The sequence below is a fragment of the Agrococcus sp. UYP33 genome, assembly GCF_054060915.1.
The window spans coordinates 342,844-357,034 of sequence record NZ_JBSSDR010000002.1 but is presented as its reverse complement, the minus strand read 5'-3'; the positions used below and the strand labels follow the sequence as shown (position 1 = coordinate 357,034).

At 74.9% G+C, this 14,191-nt stretch carries 17 protein-coding genes; 10 read left to right on the top strand and 7 right to left on the bottom strand.

From position 1 onward, the window contains the following. Positions 1 to 15: 15 nt before the first annotated feature. From ACVWW9_RS12000 to ACVWW9_RS11980, 5 genes are all read left to right on the top strand, one after another. Positions 16 to 921 carry an oxygenase MpaB family protein gene (locus ACVWW9_RS12000; RefSeq protein WP_456515705.1) on the top strand — a complete coding sequence of 302 codons (906 nt, stop codon included), beginning with the start codon at positions 16 to 18 and terminating at the stop codon, positions 919 to 921. A gap of 83 nt (positions 922 to 1,004) precedes the next feature. Further along, positions 1,005 to 1,487: a cupredoxin domain-containing protein gene (locus ACVWW9_RS11995; RefSeq protein WP_354260852.1), complete on the top strand. Its 483-nt coding sequence runs from the start codon at positions 1,005 to 1,007 to the stop codon at positions 1,485 to 1,487. Between the two features lie 43 nt (positions 1,488 to 1,530). Beyond that, positions 1,531 to 2,049: a metallophosphoesterase family protein gene (locus ACVWW9_RS11990; RefSeq protein ID WP_456515704.1), complete on the top strand. Its 519-nt coding sequence runs from the start codon at positions 1,531 to 1,533 to the stop codon at positions 2,047 to 2,049. Positions 2,050 to 2,129: 80 nt separating this feature from the next. After that, positions 2,130 to 3,557 (top strand): protein kinase domain-containing protein, encoded by a 1,428-nt coding sequence (locus tag ACVWW9_RS11985; protein ID WP_456515703.1) that lies wholly within the window; start codon positions 2,130 to 2,132, stop codon positions 3,555 to 3,557. Between the two features lie 114 nt (positions 3,558 to 3,671). Beyond that, entirely contained in the window at positions 3,672 to 4,874 is a 1,203-nt protein-coding gene (locus ACVWW9_RS11980; protein ID WP_456515702.1) for a cysteine desulfurase-like protein, read from the top strand. On the opposite strand, the gene ACVWW9_RS11975 is transcribed toward ACVWW9_RS11980, so the two are convergent. Both ACVWW9_RS11975 and ACVWW9_RS11970 read right to left on the bottom strand, forming a co-directional pair. Continuing rightward, positions 4,871 to 5,389, bottom strand: coding sequence for an ASCH domain-containing protein (locus ACVWW9_RS11975; protein WP_456515701.1), 519 nt, complete (start codon positions 5,387 to 5,389; stop codon positions 4,871 to 4,873). The genes ACVWW9_RS11980 and ACVWW9_RS11975 overlap by 4 nt on opposite strands. 32 nt (positions 5,390 to 5,421) lie before the next feature. Further along, on the bottom strand, positions 5,422 to 6,177 hold the full coding sequence (locus tag ACVWW9_RS11970) for an alpha/beta fold hydrolase (RefSeq protein ID WP_456515700.1): 756 nt from the start codon (positions 6,175 to 6,177) through the stop codon (positions 5,422 to 5,424). A 148-nt stretch (positions 6,178 to 6,325) separates the two neighbouring features. Here ACVWW9_RS11970 and ACVWW9_RS11965 point away from each other — a divergent pair, with 148 nt between their 5' ends. Beyond that, positions 6,326 to 7,165: an SDR family NAD(P)-dependent oxidoreductase gene (locus ACVWW9_RS11965; protein ID WP_456515699.1), complete on the top strand. Its 840-nt coding sequence runs from the start codon at positions 6,326 to 6,328 to the stop codon at positions 7,163 to 7,165. Here ACVWW9_RS11965 and ACVWW9_RS11960 read toward each other — a convergent pair. Then, entirely contained in the window at positions 7,149 to 7,559 is a 411-nt protein-coding gene (locus ACVWW9_RS11960; protein ID WP_456515698.1) for a GNAT family N-acetyltransferase, read from the bottom strand. The genes ACVWW9_RS11965 and ACVWW9_RS11960 overlap by 17 nt on opposite strands. A 79-nt stretch (positions 7,560 to 7,638) precedes the next feature. On the opposite strand from ACVWW9_RS11960, the gene ACVWW9_RS11955 reads away from it, so the two are divergent. Further along, positions 7,639 to 8,121, top strand: coding sequence for a pyridoxamine 5'-phosphate oxidase family protein (locus tag ACVWW9_RS11955; protein WP_354260870.1), 483 nt, complete (start codon positions 7,639 to 7,641; stop codon positions 8,119 to 8,121). A gap of 12 nt (positions 8,122 to 8,133) precedes the next feature. Here ACVWW9_RS11955 and ACVWW9_RS11950 read toward each other — a convergent pair whose 3' ends face one another. Further along, positions 8,134 to 9,357, bottom strand: a complete 1,224-nt coding sequence (locus ACVWW9_RS11950) for a saccharopine dehydrogenase family protein (protein WP_456515697.1) — start codon at positions 9,355 to 9,357, stop codon at positions 8,134 to 8,136. A gap of 127 nt (positions 9,358 to 9,484) precedes the next feature. Here ACVWW9_RS11950 and ACVWW9_RS11945 point away from each other — a divergent pair, with 127 nt between their 5' ends. Together ACVWW9_RS11945 and ACVWW9_RS11940 are read left to right on the top strand one after the other, a co-directional pair. Continuing rightward, the gene (locus ACVWW9_RS11945; protein ID WP_456515696.1) at positions 9,485 to 10,006 is read left to right on the top strand and encodes a hypothetical protein; all 522 of its coding nucleotides are present in this window, start codon (positions 9,485 to 9,487) and stop codon (positions 10,004 to 10,006) included. Then, positions 10,003 to 10,788 (top strand): thioesterase family protein, encoded by a 786-nt coding sequence (locus ACVWW9_RS11940; RefSeq protein WP_456515695.1) that lies wholly within the window; start codon positions 10,003 to 10,005, stop codon positions 10,786 to 10,788. The genes ACVWW9_RS11945 and ACVWW9_RS11940 overlap by 4 nt, the downstream gene beginning before the upstream one ends. Positions 10,789 to 10,803: 15 nt before the next feature. Here ACVWW9_RS11940 and ACVWW9_RS11935 read toward each other — a convergent pair whose 3' ends face one another. Continuing rightward, positions 10,804 to 11,982, bottom strand: coding sequence for a hypothetical protein (locus ACVWW9_RS11935; protein WP_456515694.1), 1,179 nt, complete (start codon positions 11,980 to 11,982; stop codon positions 10,804 to 10,806). Between the two features lie 101 nt (positions 11,983 to 12,083). Then, positions 12,084 to 13,028, bottom strand: a complete 945-nt coding sequence (locus ACVWW9_RS11930) for a hypothetical protein (RefSeq protein ID WP_456515693.1) — start codon at positions 13,026 to 13,028, stop codon at positions 12,084 to 12,086. A 77-nt stretch (positions 13,029 to 13,105) separates the two neighbouring features. On the opposite strand from ACVWW9_RS11930, the gene ACVWW9_RS11925 reads away from it, so the two are divergent. Beyond that, the gene (locus ACVWW9_RS11925; RefSeq protein WP_456515692.1) at positions 13,106 to 13,483 is read left to right on the top strand and encodes a DUF2255 family protein; all 378 of its coding nucleotides are present in this window, start codon (positions 13,106 to 13,108) and stop codon (positions 13,481 to 13,483) included. Positions 13,484 to 13,496: 13 nt separating this feature from the next. Here the strand turns inward: ACVWW9_RS11925 and ACVWW9_RS11920 are convergent, their stop codons facing one another. Then, positions 13,497 to 14,147: a DsbA family protein gene (locus ACVWW9_RS11920; RefSeq protein WP_456515691.1), complete on the bottom strand. Its 651-nt coding sequence runs from the start codon at positions 14,145 to 14,147 to the stop codon at positions 13,497 to 13,499. Between the last annotated feature and the right edge of the window lie 44 nt (positions 14,148 to 14,191).

The window sequence follows — 14,191 nt, the reverse complement described above, 5'->3', positions numbered from 1 at the left end:
GACAGGCTGGACCCCATGGTGCAGACGCTCCGGGCACGACTGCTGACGGCGCTGTCGGGCGATCCCGGCGGGTCGCCGGCATGGATCCGCGAGCTCGCCGAGGGCGACGACGCCGGTCACTTCGCCGCGGGCGGCGCCGCGTGGACCGTGCACGGCAGCATGGCGACGCTCGTCGCCGGCATCCGGGCACTGCTCCTCCAGGCGCTCCACCCGGGCGCGATGGCCGGCGTCCACGACTGGTCGACGTATCGGCAGGATCCGCTCGGGCGCCTGGCGGGCACCGTGCGCTGGGTCGTCTGCGTGACCTACGGCTCGACGGCGCAAGCCGACCGGGAGACCGCGCGGGTCGCGCGGTTCCACCGCCGCGTCGAGGGCGCGTACGTCGACGGGACGGGCGCGGAGCGCAGCTACAGCGCCGGCGATCCGGCGCTCGCGGAGTGGGTCCACCTCGCCTTCGCGGATGCGTTCCTCACCTGCCAGCAGGTGTGGGGCGAGCCCATCCCCGGCGGCCCGGACGCCTACGTCGACGAGTGGTCGCGCGCGGGCAGGCTCATGCGCGTCGCCGACCCGCCGACGACCGAGGCCGACCTGCGCCGGCGGCTGCGCGGCTACCTCGAGCGCGGCGAGCTGCGCGGCGACGAGCGCGTGCGCGAGGTGGTCTCGTTCCTCCGACGCCCGATGCTCCCCGGCGCCGCCGGCATCGGCTACCGGCTGCTGTTCGAGGGTGCGGTGGCGACGATCCCGCGCCCCTACCGGCGCCTGCTCGGCCTGCGCCGCTCGCCGCTCCCCGTCGTGACGGGCACGCGCATCGTCCTCGCGATCGCCGGCCGAGCGCTCGCGTCGGGCGAGGGCAAGCGCGCCCAGGACTGGGCGCGCGAGCGGCTCGCGCGGCTGCAGGAGGCGGACGCCCCCTCCTCGTGAGCCGGATGCCGGGCGCATCGCACAGACGACCCATAACGGGCGACGCTACGCTCGGCGCCACGGCTCGACCGATGGAGATCACGATGACACGCAGACGCACGACCGCAGCAGCACTGATCGCCGCGATGGGCCTGGCGCTGGCCGCATGCAGCGGCGGCACCGGTGCCGCCCCCTCGTCCGAGCCCGTCGAGCCCAGCGCGTCCACCGCGCCGAGCGCGTCGTCCGGCGGGAGCGAGACGGCCGCCCCGAGCGAGGGCACGACGGCCACCGCGCTCATCGGCATGGTCGGCACCGCCGACGATCCGGATGCGTACGAGATCGCCCTCACCGACGAGAGCGGTGCCCCGGTCACCACGCTGCCGGCCGGCGACTACACGCTGACCTTCGCGGACCGCTCCGCCGCGCACAACTTCCACCTCACGGGACCTGGCGGTGTCGACATCGCCACCGACCTCGCCGGCGTCGACGAGTCGACCGTCGAGATCACGCTCGAGCCGGGCACCTACCTCTTCGTGTGCGACCCGCACGTGTCGAGCATGAGCGGCCAGGTCGAGGTCACCGCCTGAGCCCGCTCGCGGGTGCTCCGCTCCCTCGCGGCAGGCTGAGGGCATGACCACGCGCCTGCTGCTCCTGAGCGACACGCACGTGCCGAAGCGGGCGAAGGCCATGCAGGGGCAGGTCTGGCAGCTCGTCGACGAGGCCGACGTCGTCATCCACGCCGGCGACTGGGTCGACGTCGGGCTGCTCGACGAGCTCGAGCGGCGCGCGAGCCGGCTGATCGGCGTCGCGGGGAACAACGACGGCGCGGCGCTCTGGGATCGCCTCGGCGAGGTCGCGCGGGTCGACGTCGAGGGCGTGCGCATCGCGGTCATCCACGAGACCGGCCCGGCCGCGGGCAGGGATCGCCGCTGCGACGAGCGCTTCGGGCCCAGCTCCGACGACCCGTGCGACGTGCTCGTCTTCGGGCACTCCCACATCTCGTGGGACTCGACCACCCCCGGCGGCCTGCGACTGCTGAACCCCGGCTCCCCCACCGATCGGCGCCGCCAGCCGGTCGGCACGGTGATGACGGCCGTCGTCGACGACGGTCGGCTCCACTCGGTCACGCTGGTCCCGACACCGCGCTGACGCGACGGCGCGCACCGCTGGGGTACATCCCAGACCTCCGCGGGTACGATTGCGCCGACGGTGGAGGCACCATGCAGGCAGTGGATCCGCTCCAGCCAGGGAGCGTGCTCGTCGGGCGGTATCGCCTCGGCGCGCTGCTCGGCTCCGGCGGGATGGCGTTCGTCCATCGCGCCACCGACGAGGTGCTGCGCCGCGACGTCGCGCTCAAGGTGCTCGCGCCCGCGACCTCGGACTCGACCGAGCTGCAGCGCGTCCGGTCCGAGATCGACCTGCTCGCCACGCTGAGCCATCGAGCGCTCGTCACGCTCTATGACGCGGGCAGCACGGCGCTCGACGGCCGGGAGCTCACCTACCTGGTGATGGAGCTCGTCGACGGGCCGACGCTCGCCGCGCGGCTCGCCCTCGGGCCGCCGCCCGAGCCCGACGTCACCCGGATGGCGCACGACCTCGCCGAGGCGCTCGTCGTCGTCCACGCGAACGGGGTCGTGCATCGCGACCTGAAGCCCGCGAACATCCTGCTCGCGCCCTCGCCGCTGCCCGGACGGGAGTTCGACGCCAAGCTCGCGGACTTCGGCATCGCCTCGCTCATCGACGCCGCCCGGCTCACCGCCACGGGCATGGTGCTCGGCACCGCGGCCTACCTCAGCCCGGAGCAGGCGACCGGCGCCCGCGTCGGACCTTCCTCGGACGTCTACTCGCTGGGCCTCGTGCTGCTCGAATCGCTCACCGGCCGGCGCGAGTTCCCGGGCACCATGATCGAGTCGCTGAGCGCCAGGCTCGCTCGCGACCCGGTGATCCCCGGGTCCGTCGGCTATGCGTGGAAGTCGCTGCTCACCGCCATGACCGCGCGCGACCCGGCAGCCCGCCCCACCGCGACGGAGGTGCTCGACCGGCTCACGGACGTGGCCGGCGGAGTGCCGCTGCTCGTCGGAGCCGCGACGGCGACGGCCGCCGCGATGGCACCGAGCTCGGCCCCGACCGCCGCGATGCCCGATCGCGCCGGGGCCACCGCATCGGCGGTCACCACCGCCGACACCGCGCCCGCACAGGCGAGGCGCAGGCCCCGCCGACGCCCGTGGGCGCTCGTCGGCGGCGTCGCCGCGGCCTTCGCGATCCTCGCCGCGGTGATCGCGTTCACGCTGCAGGGCCTCCCGACGACCCCAGCGACCGTGGCGCCGACGGACTCGTCCGTGCCGGCCGTCGCCGTGACACCGCCGCCCGCGACCTCCGAGCCAGCGGTCGTCGACCCGGTCGTCGAGCAGCCGGTCGTCGAGCAGCCCGTCGTCGAGCAGCCGGTGGTGCAGCAGCCGGTCGAGGAGCCCGTCGTGAACGAGCCAGCCACCAACACGGGCAACAACGGCAACGGCAACGGCGGTGCGGGGAACGGCAACGGCGGCGGCAACGGGAACGGCAACGGCGGTGCGGGGAACGGCAACGGCGGCGGCAACGGGAACGGGAACGGCGGCGGCAACGGGAACGGCGGCGGCAACGGGAACGGGAACGGTTGAGCGCATGGGGTGCCGCTGAGGCGCGCCCGAGCGCATCCCACCGGCGCTGGAGGAGCGTCACGCCGCTCGTCCCATAGCCTGGCCGCGGTCCACCGCCCCACCCCGAGGAGTCCCATGCCCTTCGACGTCGCCGCGCTCCGCGCGCAGTTCCCCTCGCTCGCATCCGGGATCGCCCACTTCGACGGCCCGGGCGGCACGCAGACGCCCGCTGTCGTCGGCGAGGCGATCGCGCGCACGCTGACGGCACCGCTGTCGAACCGCGGCACCGTGACCGCGAGCGAGCGGAACGCCGGCGATGCCGTCGCCGCCTTCCGTGCGGCGATCGGCGACCTGCTCGCCGCCGACCCCGCGGGCGTGGTCTACGGACGCAGCGCGACCCAGCTGACCTACGACTTCTCGCGCCACCTGGCGAAGACCTGGGGCCCGGGCGACGAGGTCGTCGTCTCGCGGCTCGACCACGACGCCAACGTGCGCCCGTGGATCCAGGCGGCGGATGCCGTGGGCGCCACCGTGCGCTGGCTCGAGCTCGACCCGACGACTGCAGACCTCGACCTGGATGCGCTCGACGACGTCATCACCGAGCGCACCCGACTCGTCGCCGTCACCGGCGCCTCCAACCTGCTGGGCACCAAGCCCGACGTGGCCCGCATCGCGCGTCGCGCGCACGACGTCGGCGCGCTCGTCCACGTCGACGGGGTGCACCTCGCCGCGCACGCCGCCGTCGACGTGGCGGCGCTCGGAGCAGACCTCTTCGTCTGCTCGCCGTACAAGTTCTTCGGTCCGCACTGCGCCGCGCTCGTGGCGTCGCCCGCGCTGCTCGAGTCGCTCGCGCCCGACAAGCTGCTGCCGTCGACGAACGCGGTGCCGGAGCGCTTCGAGCTCGGCACGCTGCCCTACGAGCTGATGGCAGGCGCGACGGCCGCGGTCGACTTCATCGCGGGCCTCGCGCCCGACGCAGGCTCGCGGCGCGAGCGGATCCTCGCCGCGCACCACGCGATCGATGAGCACGAGCGCCGGCTCCGCGGACGGATCGAGGACGGCCTCGCAGCGCTCGGGGATCGCGTCACGCTGCACTCGGTCGCGGCCGAGCGCACGCCCACGCTCTTCGTCACCTTCCGCGACCGCGACGCGGCCGACGCCTACCGCACCCTCGCGACCCGCGACATCCTCGCGCCCGCCGGCTCGTTCTACGCCCACGAGCCCTTCCGGGCGCTGGGCCTCGAGGTCGACGGCGGCCTGCGCGTCGGGCTCGCCGCCTACAACGACGACCACGAGGTCGACCGGCTGCTGGAGGCGCTCAGCGACTTCGTCGGCTAGGCGTCGGCGTGCTCCGGCGGCCAGACCACGCAGAACCGCTCGAACACGATCTCGTCGTCCTCAGACCACTCGGCGCCGCGGGCGGCAGCGGTGCGCTGCCAGTAGCGGCGGTGCTCGCGTCGCCAGCTCTCGAGCGAGCCGTCGTCCTCGCCCTCGTCGGCAGCGAACGCGGCGTCCGCGCTCCCGAATGTTCCGATGCGCAGCTCGACGCTGCGGATGATGATGGTCGGCACGCCGCGGCCGTCGCACGCGATCCAGTGGGATCCGATCCGCGGCACGTCGTCACCGCGGGCCAGGAAGTCAGCGACGAGCTCTGCCGTCGCCCGCTTGCGGCCGCCCAGCACGATCTCGAGCAGCGCGTCGGCGAGCCGCTCCGAGTCGCCGAAGTGCTCGACCGTGTGCTCGGGCGACGCCGCGACCGCCTCCGGCCGAGCGGCGGCGTAGGCCCGCCAGAGCTCGGCGGCTGCCTCGAGATCGGGCGGGGCGACGGGCTGGGACGATGCGGAGGCGCTCACTCGATCGATCGTGCCAGACGCGAGTCTCGCGATCAGCCGTGGGCGAGGATCGCCGCCGCGACCGCCCGGGGCGCGGAGCGCTGCGCGTTGTGCGGCCCGCGCGGGATGTGCACGAGCGACGCGACGGGGGCGCTGTCGCGCAGCAGCCGGCACCACCGCGTGCTGGCGATGGGGTCGTGCTCGCCGCGGATGACGAGCAGCGGCATCGTCAGCTCCCGCACCCGCTCCTCGATCGGGTACGTCAGCATCGGCTGCAGCTGCGCGACGTACCAGGGCACGCCGCAGCGGAGGTAGTCGGTCGACACGATCCAATTGGTCGCGGGCGACTCGAGGAAGGTGTCGACCGCGAGGGCGCGCGCCTGCGCGGCGGCGGAGCGGTGCGCCACATCGGCGACCGGGCCGATCGCGACCACGCGCGACACCAGGTCCGGCCGCTGGCGGCCGAGCTCCACCACCCACTGGGTGCCCATCGAGTGCCCGACGAGCACGGCCGGTCCGGCGTCGAGCGACGCGATGACCTCGGCGAGCGCGGTCGCCATCGTCTCGACGTCGACAGCACGAGCAGGCCGGGGCATCGCGCCGAACCCCGGCAGGTCGAGCGAGACGACCCGGCTGTGCGGCAGCAGCGCGTCGTGCAGTCGCGCGAAGTACCGGCTCGACATCCCGATCCCGTGGACCAGCACGATCGTCGGCAGGTCGGCCGCATCGGCACGGACGTCGGTGGCGACCCGGAACGCGAGGTCGCCGACGTCGATCCGGCGCGCGAGGCGGGTGCGGGTGCGCCTCACGCGCGCTCTGCTGCGGCGCGCGACATGCGCTCACGCTAGTGGCGGGACGCACGACGGCCGCGGCGCGCCACGCCGCGGCCGTCCGCCGTCGCTGCAGGCCGGACCCGCAGCGCCGCGCGCCCAGCCGAGCGGCCGTAGGGTGAGCGCCATGCCCTCCCGCACGATCGTCCTCACCGGCGCCTCCGACGGCATCGGCGCGGCCTCCGCCCGACAGCTCTCGGAGCGCGGGCACCGCCTGCTGCTGGTCGGACGCTCGGCCGAGAAGACGGCAGCCGTCGCACGGGGGCTCGGCGCCGAGCACTTCGTCGCCGACTTCGCGAAGCTCGACGACGTGCGCGTGCTCGCCCGCGACCTCCTCGCGGCGACCGACCGCGTCGATGTGCTCGCCAACAACGCCGGCGCGATCCTCGGCCGACGCGCCCTCACGGTCGACGGCCACGAGCAGACCTTCCAGGTCAACCACCTCGCGCCCTTCCTCCTCACGCAGCTGCTGCTGCCCGCGCTGCAGTCCGGCGAGGGCATCGTCGTGAACACCGCCAGCTCGGCGGCGCGACGACTCGCGCGCTTCGACATCGACGACCTCGAGGGCGAGCGCTCGTTCGGCCCCAACCGCGCGTACGGCAACGCCAAGCTCGCCAACATCCTGCACGCGCGCGGGCTGCAGGCGAGGTACGGGGATGCGGGCATCAGCGCGGTCGCCTTCGACCCCGGCAACGTGCGCACGAGCTTCGCCACCGGCAGCACGAGCATCCTGCGCTTCGTCTATCGCACGCCGCTCGCCCGACTGCTGCTCATCTCGCCGGAGCAGGGCGGCGAGAACCTGACGTTCTTCGCCGACGGGAGCCCCGGCACGACGTGGGAGCCCGGCAGGTTCTACACCGAGCGGTATCCGGCGACGCCGGACCAGACGAATCCGCTCGTGCACGCCGACATGCTCGTCGACCTGCTGTGGGAGCGCAGCGAGGCTATGCTCAGCCGCGCACGCTGAGCGTCATGCCGAGCGGGTCGCCGTCCGCCGCCCGGAAGCCAAGCCCCTCGTAGACCGAGACCGCCTCGGGGCTCGCGAACAGGCCGACGACAGCCTCCGCGGGCGCCGCGGCGCGCACCCAGTCGAGCAGCCGCTCGACGATCTGGGTCGCGATGCCCTGCTCCGACGCGGCGGGGTCGACCATGACGTCCTGCACGTAGCAGTAGCGCACCCCGTCGCCCACGAGCCTGCCGACGCCCACGACGGCGTCGCCCTGCCGCGCGACCACGCCGTGCAGCGAGCGATCGAGCGAGCCGCCGATCGTCTCCCAGTCGAAGTGATCGAGCCAGCCGACCGCCTCGGCGACCGCGCACTGCTCCTCGACGGTGGGCACGCGGTCCTCGAAGGTCGTCATGCGGAGCACCCTAGCCTCGGCTCGCTCGGAGCCGGGTGGGCACGGCGTTCGCCCAGCCGGTCGTGACAGGTTGAGCCCCATGACCGCATACGACGAGCAGCTCAAGACCATCGCCGACATCATGCGCTCCACGCGCATCGCCTCCCTCGCCTACCTCTCGATGGACGGCGGGCTCGTCTCGACGCCGATGGGCACCCAGGACTTCACCGAGCCGGGCACCGTCTGGTTCATCACCGAGCGCAGCACCTCGAAGGTCGCGGCGATCGAGGCCGACCCGCGCGTCAACGTGCACTACGCGGGCAAGAGCGGCTGGGTGTCGCTCGCCGGCACCGCCCGCTACGTCGACGACCGCGAGAAGCTCAAGGAGCTGTGGGATGCGTCGGCCGGCATCTTCATGTCCGGCACGCCCGACGACCCCGACAACGGCCTGCTCGAGGTGACCGCGTCGACCGCCGAGTACTGGGACTCCCCCGGCAAGGTCGCGACCGCCGTCAACCTCGTCAAGGGCCTCGTCACCGACGGTGAGCCGGACCTCGGCGACACCGGCATCGTCCCGCTGTAGGCCGCGCGCGGCTCACTCCGCGCGCACCTCGAGCGTGAACCCCTGCCCGCGCAGCCGCTCGACGAGCACGTCGGCCATCGCGACGGCCGGGGTGAGGATGCCGCCCTGCGTGGCGCAGCGCTCGCCGTCGACCGCGAGCGCGAGGCCGGCCTCGCCGAGCATCACCGACGTGGCGGCGTAGCCCGGATCGCCCTGCGCCGCGACCCTGGCAGTCAAGCGTCGCCCGTCGTCGGTGCGCGTCGTCGTCTCGATCGCGAACGATCCGGAGCGGCGGCGCTCCTCGGACGGCCCGTCGCCCGGCGACGGCAGCATCCGGTCGATGACGCTGCGCACACCCGGCGTCGCCATGCCGACGACGAGCGCCCCCATCCCGGCCGCGATCGCGGTCGCGCGGGCGCGGCCGGTGAGCCCACGGCCCGTCGGCAGCACCTCGCGGTAGCGGAAGCGCTCGCCGTACGCGCCGCCGAGCAGGGCGTCGGAGCGGCGCACGAGCCGGGTGTTGTAGCCGGCCATCACGAACGGCGCATCCCACTCCCCCGTCGCGGCGTCGAGGAATGGCACGTGCACGTCGGGCTGACCCGAGGCGACCCGCGCACCGGCGCTCAGCGCAGCGGGATCCGCGAGCAGCCGGCGGAGCGCGGCGTCGTCCCGAGCGCGCGCGAGCTGCAGCCGCATCGAGTCGATCGTGCCGCCGCTGATCCCGCCCGAGAGCCGTCGCACCCGCAGCGTCGTGTCCGTGAGGCCGCTCGCGCCGTCCGCCGTCGCGCGCCGGTGCGGCAGATGCACCGCGAGGTCGGACGGCACCGAGTCGAACCCGCACGACACGACGATCCGGGCCCCGCTCGCGCGTGCCGGCTCGTGCCAGCGCTCGATGAGCTCGCGCACGAAGAGCACCTCGCCGGTGAGGTCGGCGTAGTCGGTGCCCGCGGCCACGCACGCCTCGACGAGCGGCAGCCCGTGCCGCTGATAGGGACCGACGGTGCTGACGACGACGCGCGTGCGCCGCGCGAGGCCCCGGAGGCTCGAGCTGTCCGTGCTGTCGGCCTCGAGGAGCGGCCAGTCCGCGGCAGCCGGCCCGAGCCCGTCGCGCACGGCCGCGAGCCGCGCTCGCGAGCGCCCGGCGAGCGCGATCCGCGTGCCTTCGGGTGCCGCGCCCGCGAGGCGCTCCGCCACGAGCCGGCCGACGAAGCCGGTCGCGCCGAAGAGGGTCAGGTCGAGCTCGCGCTCCTGGCTCATGGCGACGCGTCCCGTCGTCCCGCCATCGGGATCCCCCTCCTCGCACCGACCCGGCGGCGCAAGCAGCACGCTAGCCCACCGCCCAGGTGTGGAGGCCCGGCCCGAGCGCTCCCCGTACGATGCGACGGTGGCAGTGCACCCCGACGACGCGGCGGCGATCGAGCTCGCGCGCACGACGCTGCGGTCGATCGCGGAGCGGCTCGCGGCGGCGGGAGCGCGCGACGAGGCGCTGGCCGAGCACGTCGAGCCGAAGCCGGTGCTCGGCATCCCTCGACGACCGCGGATGCGGTCGCTCGGCCGCGCATGGCGGCTCGGCGCCCTGCTCGTGCAGGCGGACGGCTCGGTCTGGCGCACGGGCGTCTCGACCCGCGTGACCGAGCCCGGCCGCCCGCAGCACCACACCGCATCCGTCGAGCAGCGCCGCGCCTGGCGTGCCGCGGCGATCCAGGGCGGCTTCCCGATGGGCGAGACCGTGAACCACGGCATCGAGCCGATCCCGCTCGACGAGTCGCTCGTCGACGGCGCCGGGCCGCTCGTCGTGCGCGACGGCCGGGCGTGGGTGCGCTGGGGGTCGGATGCCCCGGTCGCCCTCGAGCGCTACCTCGACGACCTCGCCGACCTGCTGCTGCATCCCCCGGAGGGCGCATGACCGCCTACCTCACCGCCCTCGGCGGCGACCGCTACCTGCCGAGCGAGCACGCCGGCGGCGCGTGGCAGCTGGGCGAGCTGCACTTCGCGCCGCTCGGCGGGCTGCTGACGCACGCCATCGAGCGACATCGCTCCTCCTCGGGCGGAGCGCCGCTCGTGCTGAGCCGGATCGCGTTCGACATCCTCGGCTTCCTCGCACTCGACGAGATCGCGGTGCGCGTCGAGACCCGCCGGCCCGGCCGCACGATCGAGCTCACGGAGGCCACCGCATCGATCGCCGGCCGCGACGTGGCGGTCGCGCGCGCGTGGCACAGCGTCGTCGGCGACACGCGCGCGGTCGAGGGCGGGGCGGCTGCGCAGTTGCCGTCGCCGGAGCTGGCGCGTCCTGCCACGTTCGATCCCGCCTGGGGCGGCGGATTCGTGCGGTCGCTCGACCTGCGGCAGTCGGGCGACGCGGTGCCGGGCAGGAGCACCGCGTGGGTGTCGAGCCCGCTCGAGCTCCTCGACGGCGAGGCGGCGAGCCCACTCGCGCGCTGGCTCGGGCTCGTCGACGTCGTCAACGGCGTCGCCGTGCGCGCGACCCCGGATGCGTGGATGTTCCCCAACCTCGACCTCACCGTGCACCTGCTGCGGCAGCCGGAGGGCCTCTGGGTGGGCCTCGACACCACCGTCGCCTTCGGGCCGAGCGGCCAGGGCATCACCGCCGCCGCCCTGCACGACGAGCGCGGGCACGTGGGCCACGCGATGCAGACCCTCACCTTGCGGCCCAGCCCGCGCGCCTGAGCCGCGGCAGCGCCCTCAGCTGTCGCCGTCGAACGCGGCACCCAGCAGCATCTGCGCCCATCGCGCGGGTCCCGCGCCCTCGCCGCGCACGCAGCACCAGTACGCGCACGCACCGTCGTCGTCGACGACCGCGATGATGTCGCCGGCCGCGCCCCGCTTGGGCAGGTGCAGCTCGCCCTCGCGCTCGGCCAGCAGCTCGCGCGGCGACGACGCGGTCGTCGGCCCGAAGACGCGGCCCGCCTGGTGTGGCAGGAGCCGCAGCTGGGCCGCCCGTGCCGACTCGAACACCCCTCCGCGGCTGTCGGACGACGTGCCGCGCACGCCCGGGCCGTCGGCGCTCCGCCCCAGCACGCCGATCGAGCGCTCGCCCGCCCCGCTCGCGCCCTGTCCCACCACGCCGACGTCGCCGGTCGCCGAGATCGGCGGCACCGGCGACGCACCCGACACCCCGACGACCCCTGCCGCCGCGGGCATCCTCGGCTCGTCGCTGACCCCGCCGCGGCCGACGACGCCGGCGCCGGGCACCGCCGGGCCGCTCGCCACGACGGGCCCGGCAGCGCCGGTCTCGTCGAAGGTCTGCACCTGCACGACCGTCGCGTCTGCACCCTTGCCGTAGACGCCGATGCCGCCCGTCTCTGCCAGCGGATGCGCGGGCAGGTCGTCGTGCGCCGGTCCGTTGCCGCCGCCCAGGCCGACGACGCCTGCCGCGTGCAGCGACCGCGCGGTGTTCTCGCGCTCCGACTGCCTGCCGCCCTGGCCGACGACGCCCGCGCCCGGCGGGGTGTCCGGGTCGGGGAAGACGACCGCCTGCGACCCGCCGAGCCCGTGCACGCCGATGCCGCCCTCACCCGCCGAATCCGGCTCGGGCACGCCGCCGCCGAGCCCCACGACACCGGAGCCCGACTTGCGACCGCCGCGGCCGATGACGCCGTGCGCCGGCGGCGAGCCGTCGAAGCCCGAGGCGCTCTTGCCGGTCGCCATCAGGCCGTGGAACGCGTTCGACGGGATGAAGCTCGCGCCGTCCTCGTAGTCGTCCGGGTCCTCCGCGTCGCCTGCCACCTCCGCGATGAGGATCGCGGGTCCATCGAAGTCGGCCACGTCGGGCTCGACCTGCGCCCACACGATCGTGCGCCCCTCGGCGCGGTTCACGCGGCCCGTCTGCATCTCCTCGCCGCTGCCGGATGCTCCAGCCATGGTCGCCCCCACTCTCGCGCGCATGAGCTCGAGCCGCTCAGCCGTGCGCGCTCCACCCCGGACGGTACGCCGGGGCACTCGCGCGCGACAGGCCCCTGTCGTCAGCCGGCGCAGCGCGCGACGACCCACCCGAGCAGCGCGTCGCGCTGCTCGTCGGGCACGGGCACCAGGAGGTCGACGGGCTCGCCGGCGGCGGTCGCGCGGATCCGGAAGATCGTGCCCTGCTTGTCCTCCGCCACGGCGTGCAGGTCGCAGCGGCCGGGCGCGAGCGGCACCTCGATCACCGTCGGTGCGGCGCCCGCGACGATCTCGAGCGCGACCGGCTGCGCCTCGAGGCGACCGCCCTCCGCATCCGTCGGCGTGAGCAGCACCGTCGCGGCCACCTCGTCGATGCTGCCGAGCCGCTCGCCGCCGCCCGGTGCGGGCGACACCTCGAGCCGCAGCAGTGCCTCGCGCGAGCCGTCGGCGGGGATGTCCGGGGCGAGCCACGCGAGGCGGGCGACGTCGCGCGCGAACGCCCGCACGTCGCACACGCGGTCGTCGAGCGCGTCGAGCTGCCCGAACGGGTCCTGGGGCTCGCCCTCGACGACGCTGCCGTCGGCGAGCTCGAGCGTCGCGCGGTGCTCGACCGGGCCCGCGTCGCACGTGGGCTCGGGCAGCAGCAGCCGCAGGTTGCGACGCGCCCCGGCCGGGATGCGCGCCTCGTCGACGCGGGTCATCGGCGCGCTCCACGCGCTCGAGTCGTAGGCGGCGCGCTCGATGACGAGCTCGTCCGTCCCCTCGTTCGTGACCCGCAGCTCGACGAAGCCGCCCGCGACGTCGCCGCGCAGCTGCACGATCTCGAGCAGCACCGGCACCGTCGCGGCGGGCACCGGGGTCTCAGGCACCGCCGTCCCGGGCGCGGCGGACTCGGGCACCGGATCCGGCTCGGCGGGCGCGGTCGCGCAGCCGGCGACCCCCAGCACGGCGCACAGCACGACGCTCAGCGCGACGCGCACCGACGACCGCGCCGCGCGCGTCCTCGGCCCACTCGCACGACGTCGCACGCCGCCATCCTGGCACCGGCGCGCGAGGGGCGCGATCACCCCTGTCCTGCGCGACCGCACGGGGCCATGATGTGGCCATGAGCGCGCCCTGGGACCCCGACGATCTCGCGGCGATCGCCGCCGCCGACGAGCTCCGCATCGCCTCCCGCCGCTCGGACGGCACGCTGAGCCCGCCGATCACCATCTGGTCGGTCGCGCTGCACGGCGTGGTGGTGGCGCGCTCCGCCTACGGCGCCGACAACGGCTGGTACCGGCGGGCGCTGCGGCGAGGCCGCGGTCGGATCAGCGCGGGCGGCGTCGACCACGACGCCATGTTCCAGCCGGGCGACCACTTCGACCAGGACCTCGTCGACGCGGAGTACCGGCGCAAGTACGCCCGGTTCCCGGACGCCGTGCTGCGGACCGTGGTCGGCGAGCGCGCGCACGAGCTGTCGCTCATCGTCACGCCCGGGTGAGCGGACGCGGCGGCTACCCCTCGAGCGCCGCCTGCAGGGCCAGCTCGACGTCCTCGTAGCGCTGGAGCTCGAGCATCTCGCCGTCGACGAAGAAGGTCGGCGTCGACGGTGCGCCGAGCGCCGCGGCGGCGTCCGCGTCGAGCTGGACGCGCTCGAGCGTCTCGGGATCGGCGATCGCCGCGTCGTACGCCTCGAGATCGAGGCCGAGCTCCTCGGCGTAGCCGCGGAACGCGGCAGCGGCGCCGTCGGTGCCCGCCCACTCCTGCTGCCGGTCGAAGAGCATCGTGTGCATGGCCTCGAACGATCCCTGCTGCGCGGCCGCCTCCGCGGCGAGGGCAGCCGGCACGGCGTTCGGGTGCATCGCGAGCGGGAAGTACCGCACCGCGAAGGTGACCTCGCCGGCGTAGCGCTCGCGCAGGTCCTCCACGATCGGGTGGAACTGACCGCAGGACGGGCACTCGTAGTCGAGGAACTCGACCAGCACGGGCGCGCCCTCCCCCGCGTCGTCGAGGATGTGCGTGCTCTCGTCGACCACGGCCACGTTCGCGGCCTCAGCGGCGGGCTCGGGACGCTCCCACGGACGCACGACCGCGAGGGCGACCGCGACGATGAGGAGGAGCGCGCCGACGACGGTCGCGATGCTGATGACGGCCTGCTTCTGCATCCGACCAGGCTATCGGCGCCGACGGCGGGCCGATCTGGCGCGGA

Coding starts and splice junctions, on each gene's coding strand:
- ACVWW9_RS11955 (WP_354260870.1), top strand. CDS start 7,639: ATGACCGCATACGACGAGCAGCTCAAGACCATCGCCGACATCATGCGC.
- ACVWW9_RS11980 (WP_456515702.1), top strand. CDS start 3,672: ATGCCCTTCGACGTCGCCGCGCTCCGCGCGCAGTTCCCCTCGCTCGCA.
- ACVWW9_RS11935 (WP_456515694.1), bottom strand. CDS start 11,982: ATGGCTGGAGCATCCGGCAGCGGCGAGGAGATGCAGACGGGCCGCGTG.
- ACVWW9_RS11940 (WP_456515695.1), top strand. CDS start 10,003: ATGACCGCCTACCTCACCGCCCTCGGCGGCGACCGCTACCTGCCGAGC.
- ACVWW9_RS11925 (WP_456515692.1), top strand. CDS start 13,106: ATGAGCGCGCCCTGGGACCCCGACGATCTCGCGGCGATCGCCGCCGCC.
- ACVWW9_RS11995 (WP_354260852.1), top strand. CDS start 1,005: ATGACACGCAGACGCACGACCGCAGCAGCACTGATCGCCGCGATGGGC.
- ACVWW9_RS11950 (WP_456515697.1), bottom strand. CDS start 9,357: ATGAGCCAGGAGCGCGAGCTCGACCTGACCCTCTTCGGCGCGACCGGC.
- ACVWW9_RS12000 (WP_456515705.1), top strand. CDS start 16: ATGGTGCAGACGCTCCGGGCACGACTGCTGACGGCGCTGTCGGGCGAT.
- ACVWW9_RS11960 (WP_456515698.1), bottom strand. CDS start 7,559: ATGACGACCTTCGAGGACCGCGTGCCCACCGTCGAGGAGCAGTGCGCG.
- ACVWW9_RS11920 (WP_456515691.1), bottom strand. CDS start 14,147: ATGCAGAAGCAGGCCGTCATCAGCATCGCGACCGTCGTCGGCGCGCTC.
- ACVWW9_RS11965 (WP_456515699.1), top strand. CDS start 6,326: ATGCCCTCCCGCACGATCGTCCTCACCGGCGCCTCCGACGGCATCGGC.
- ACVWW9_RS11990 (WP_456515704.1), top strand. CDS start 1,531: ATGACCACGCGCCTGCTGCTCCTGAGCGACACGCACGTGCCGAAGCGG.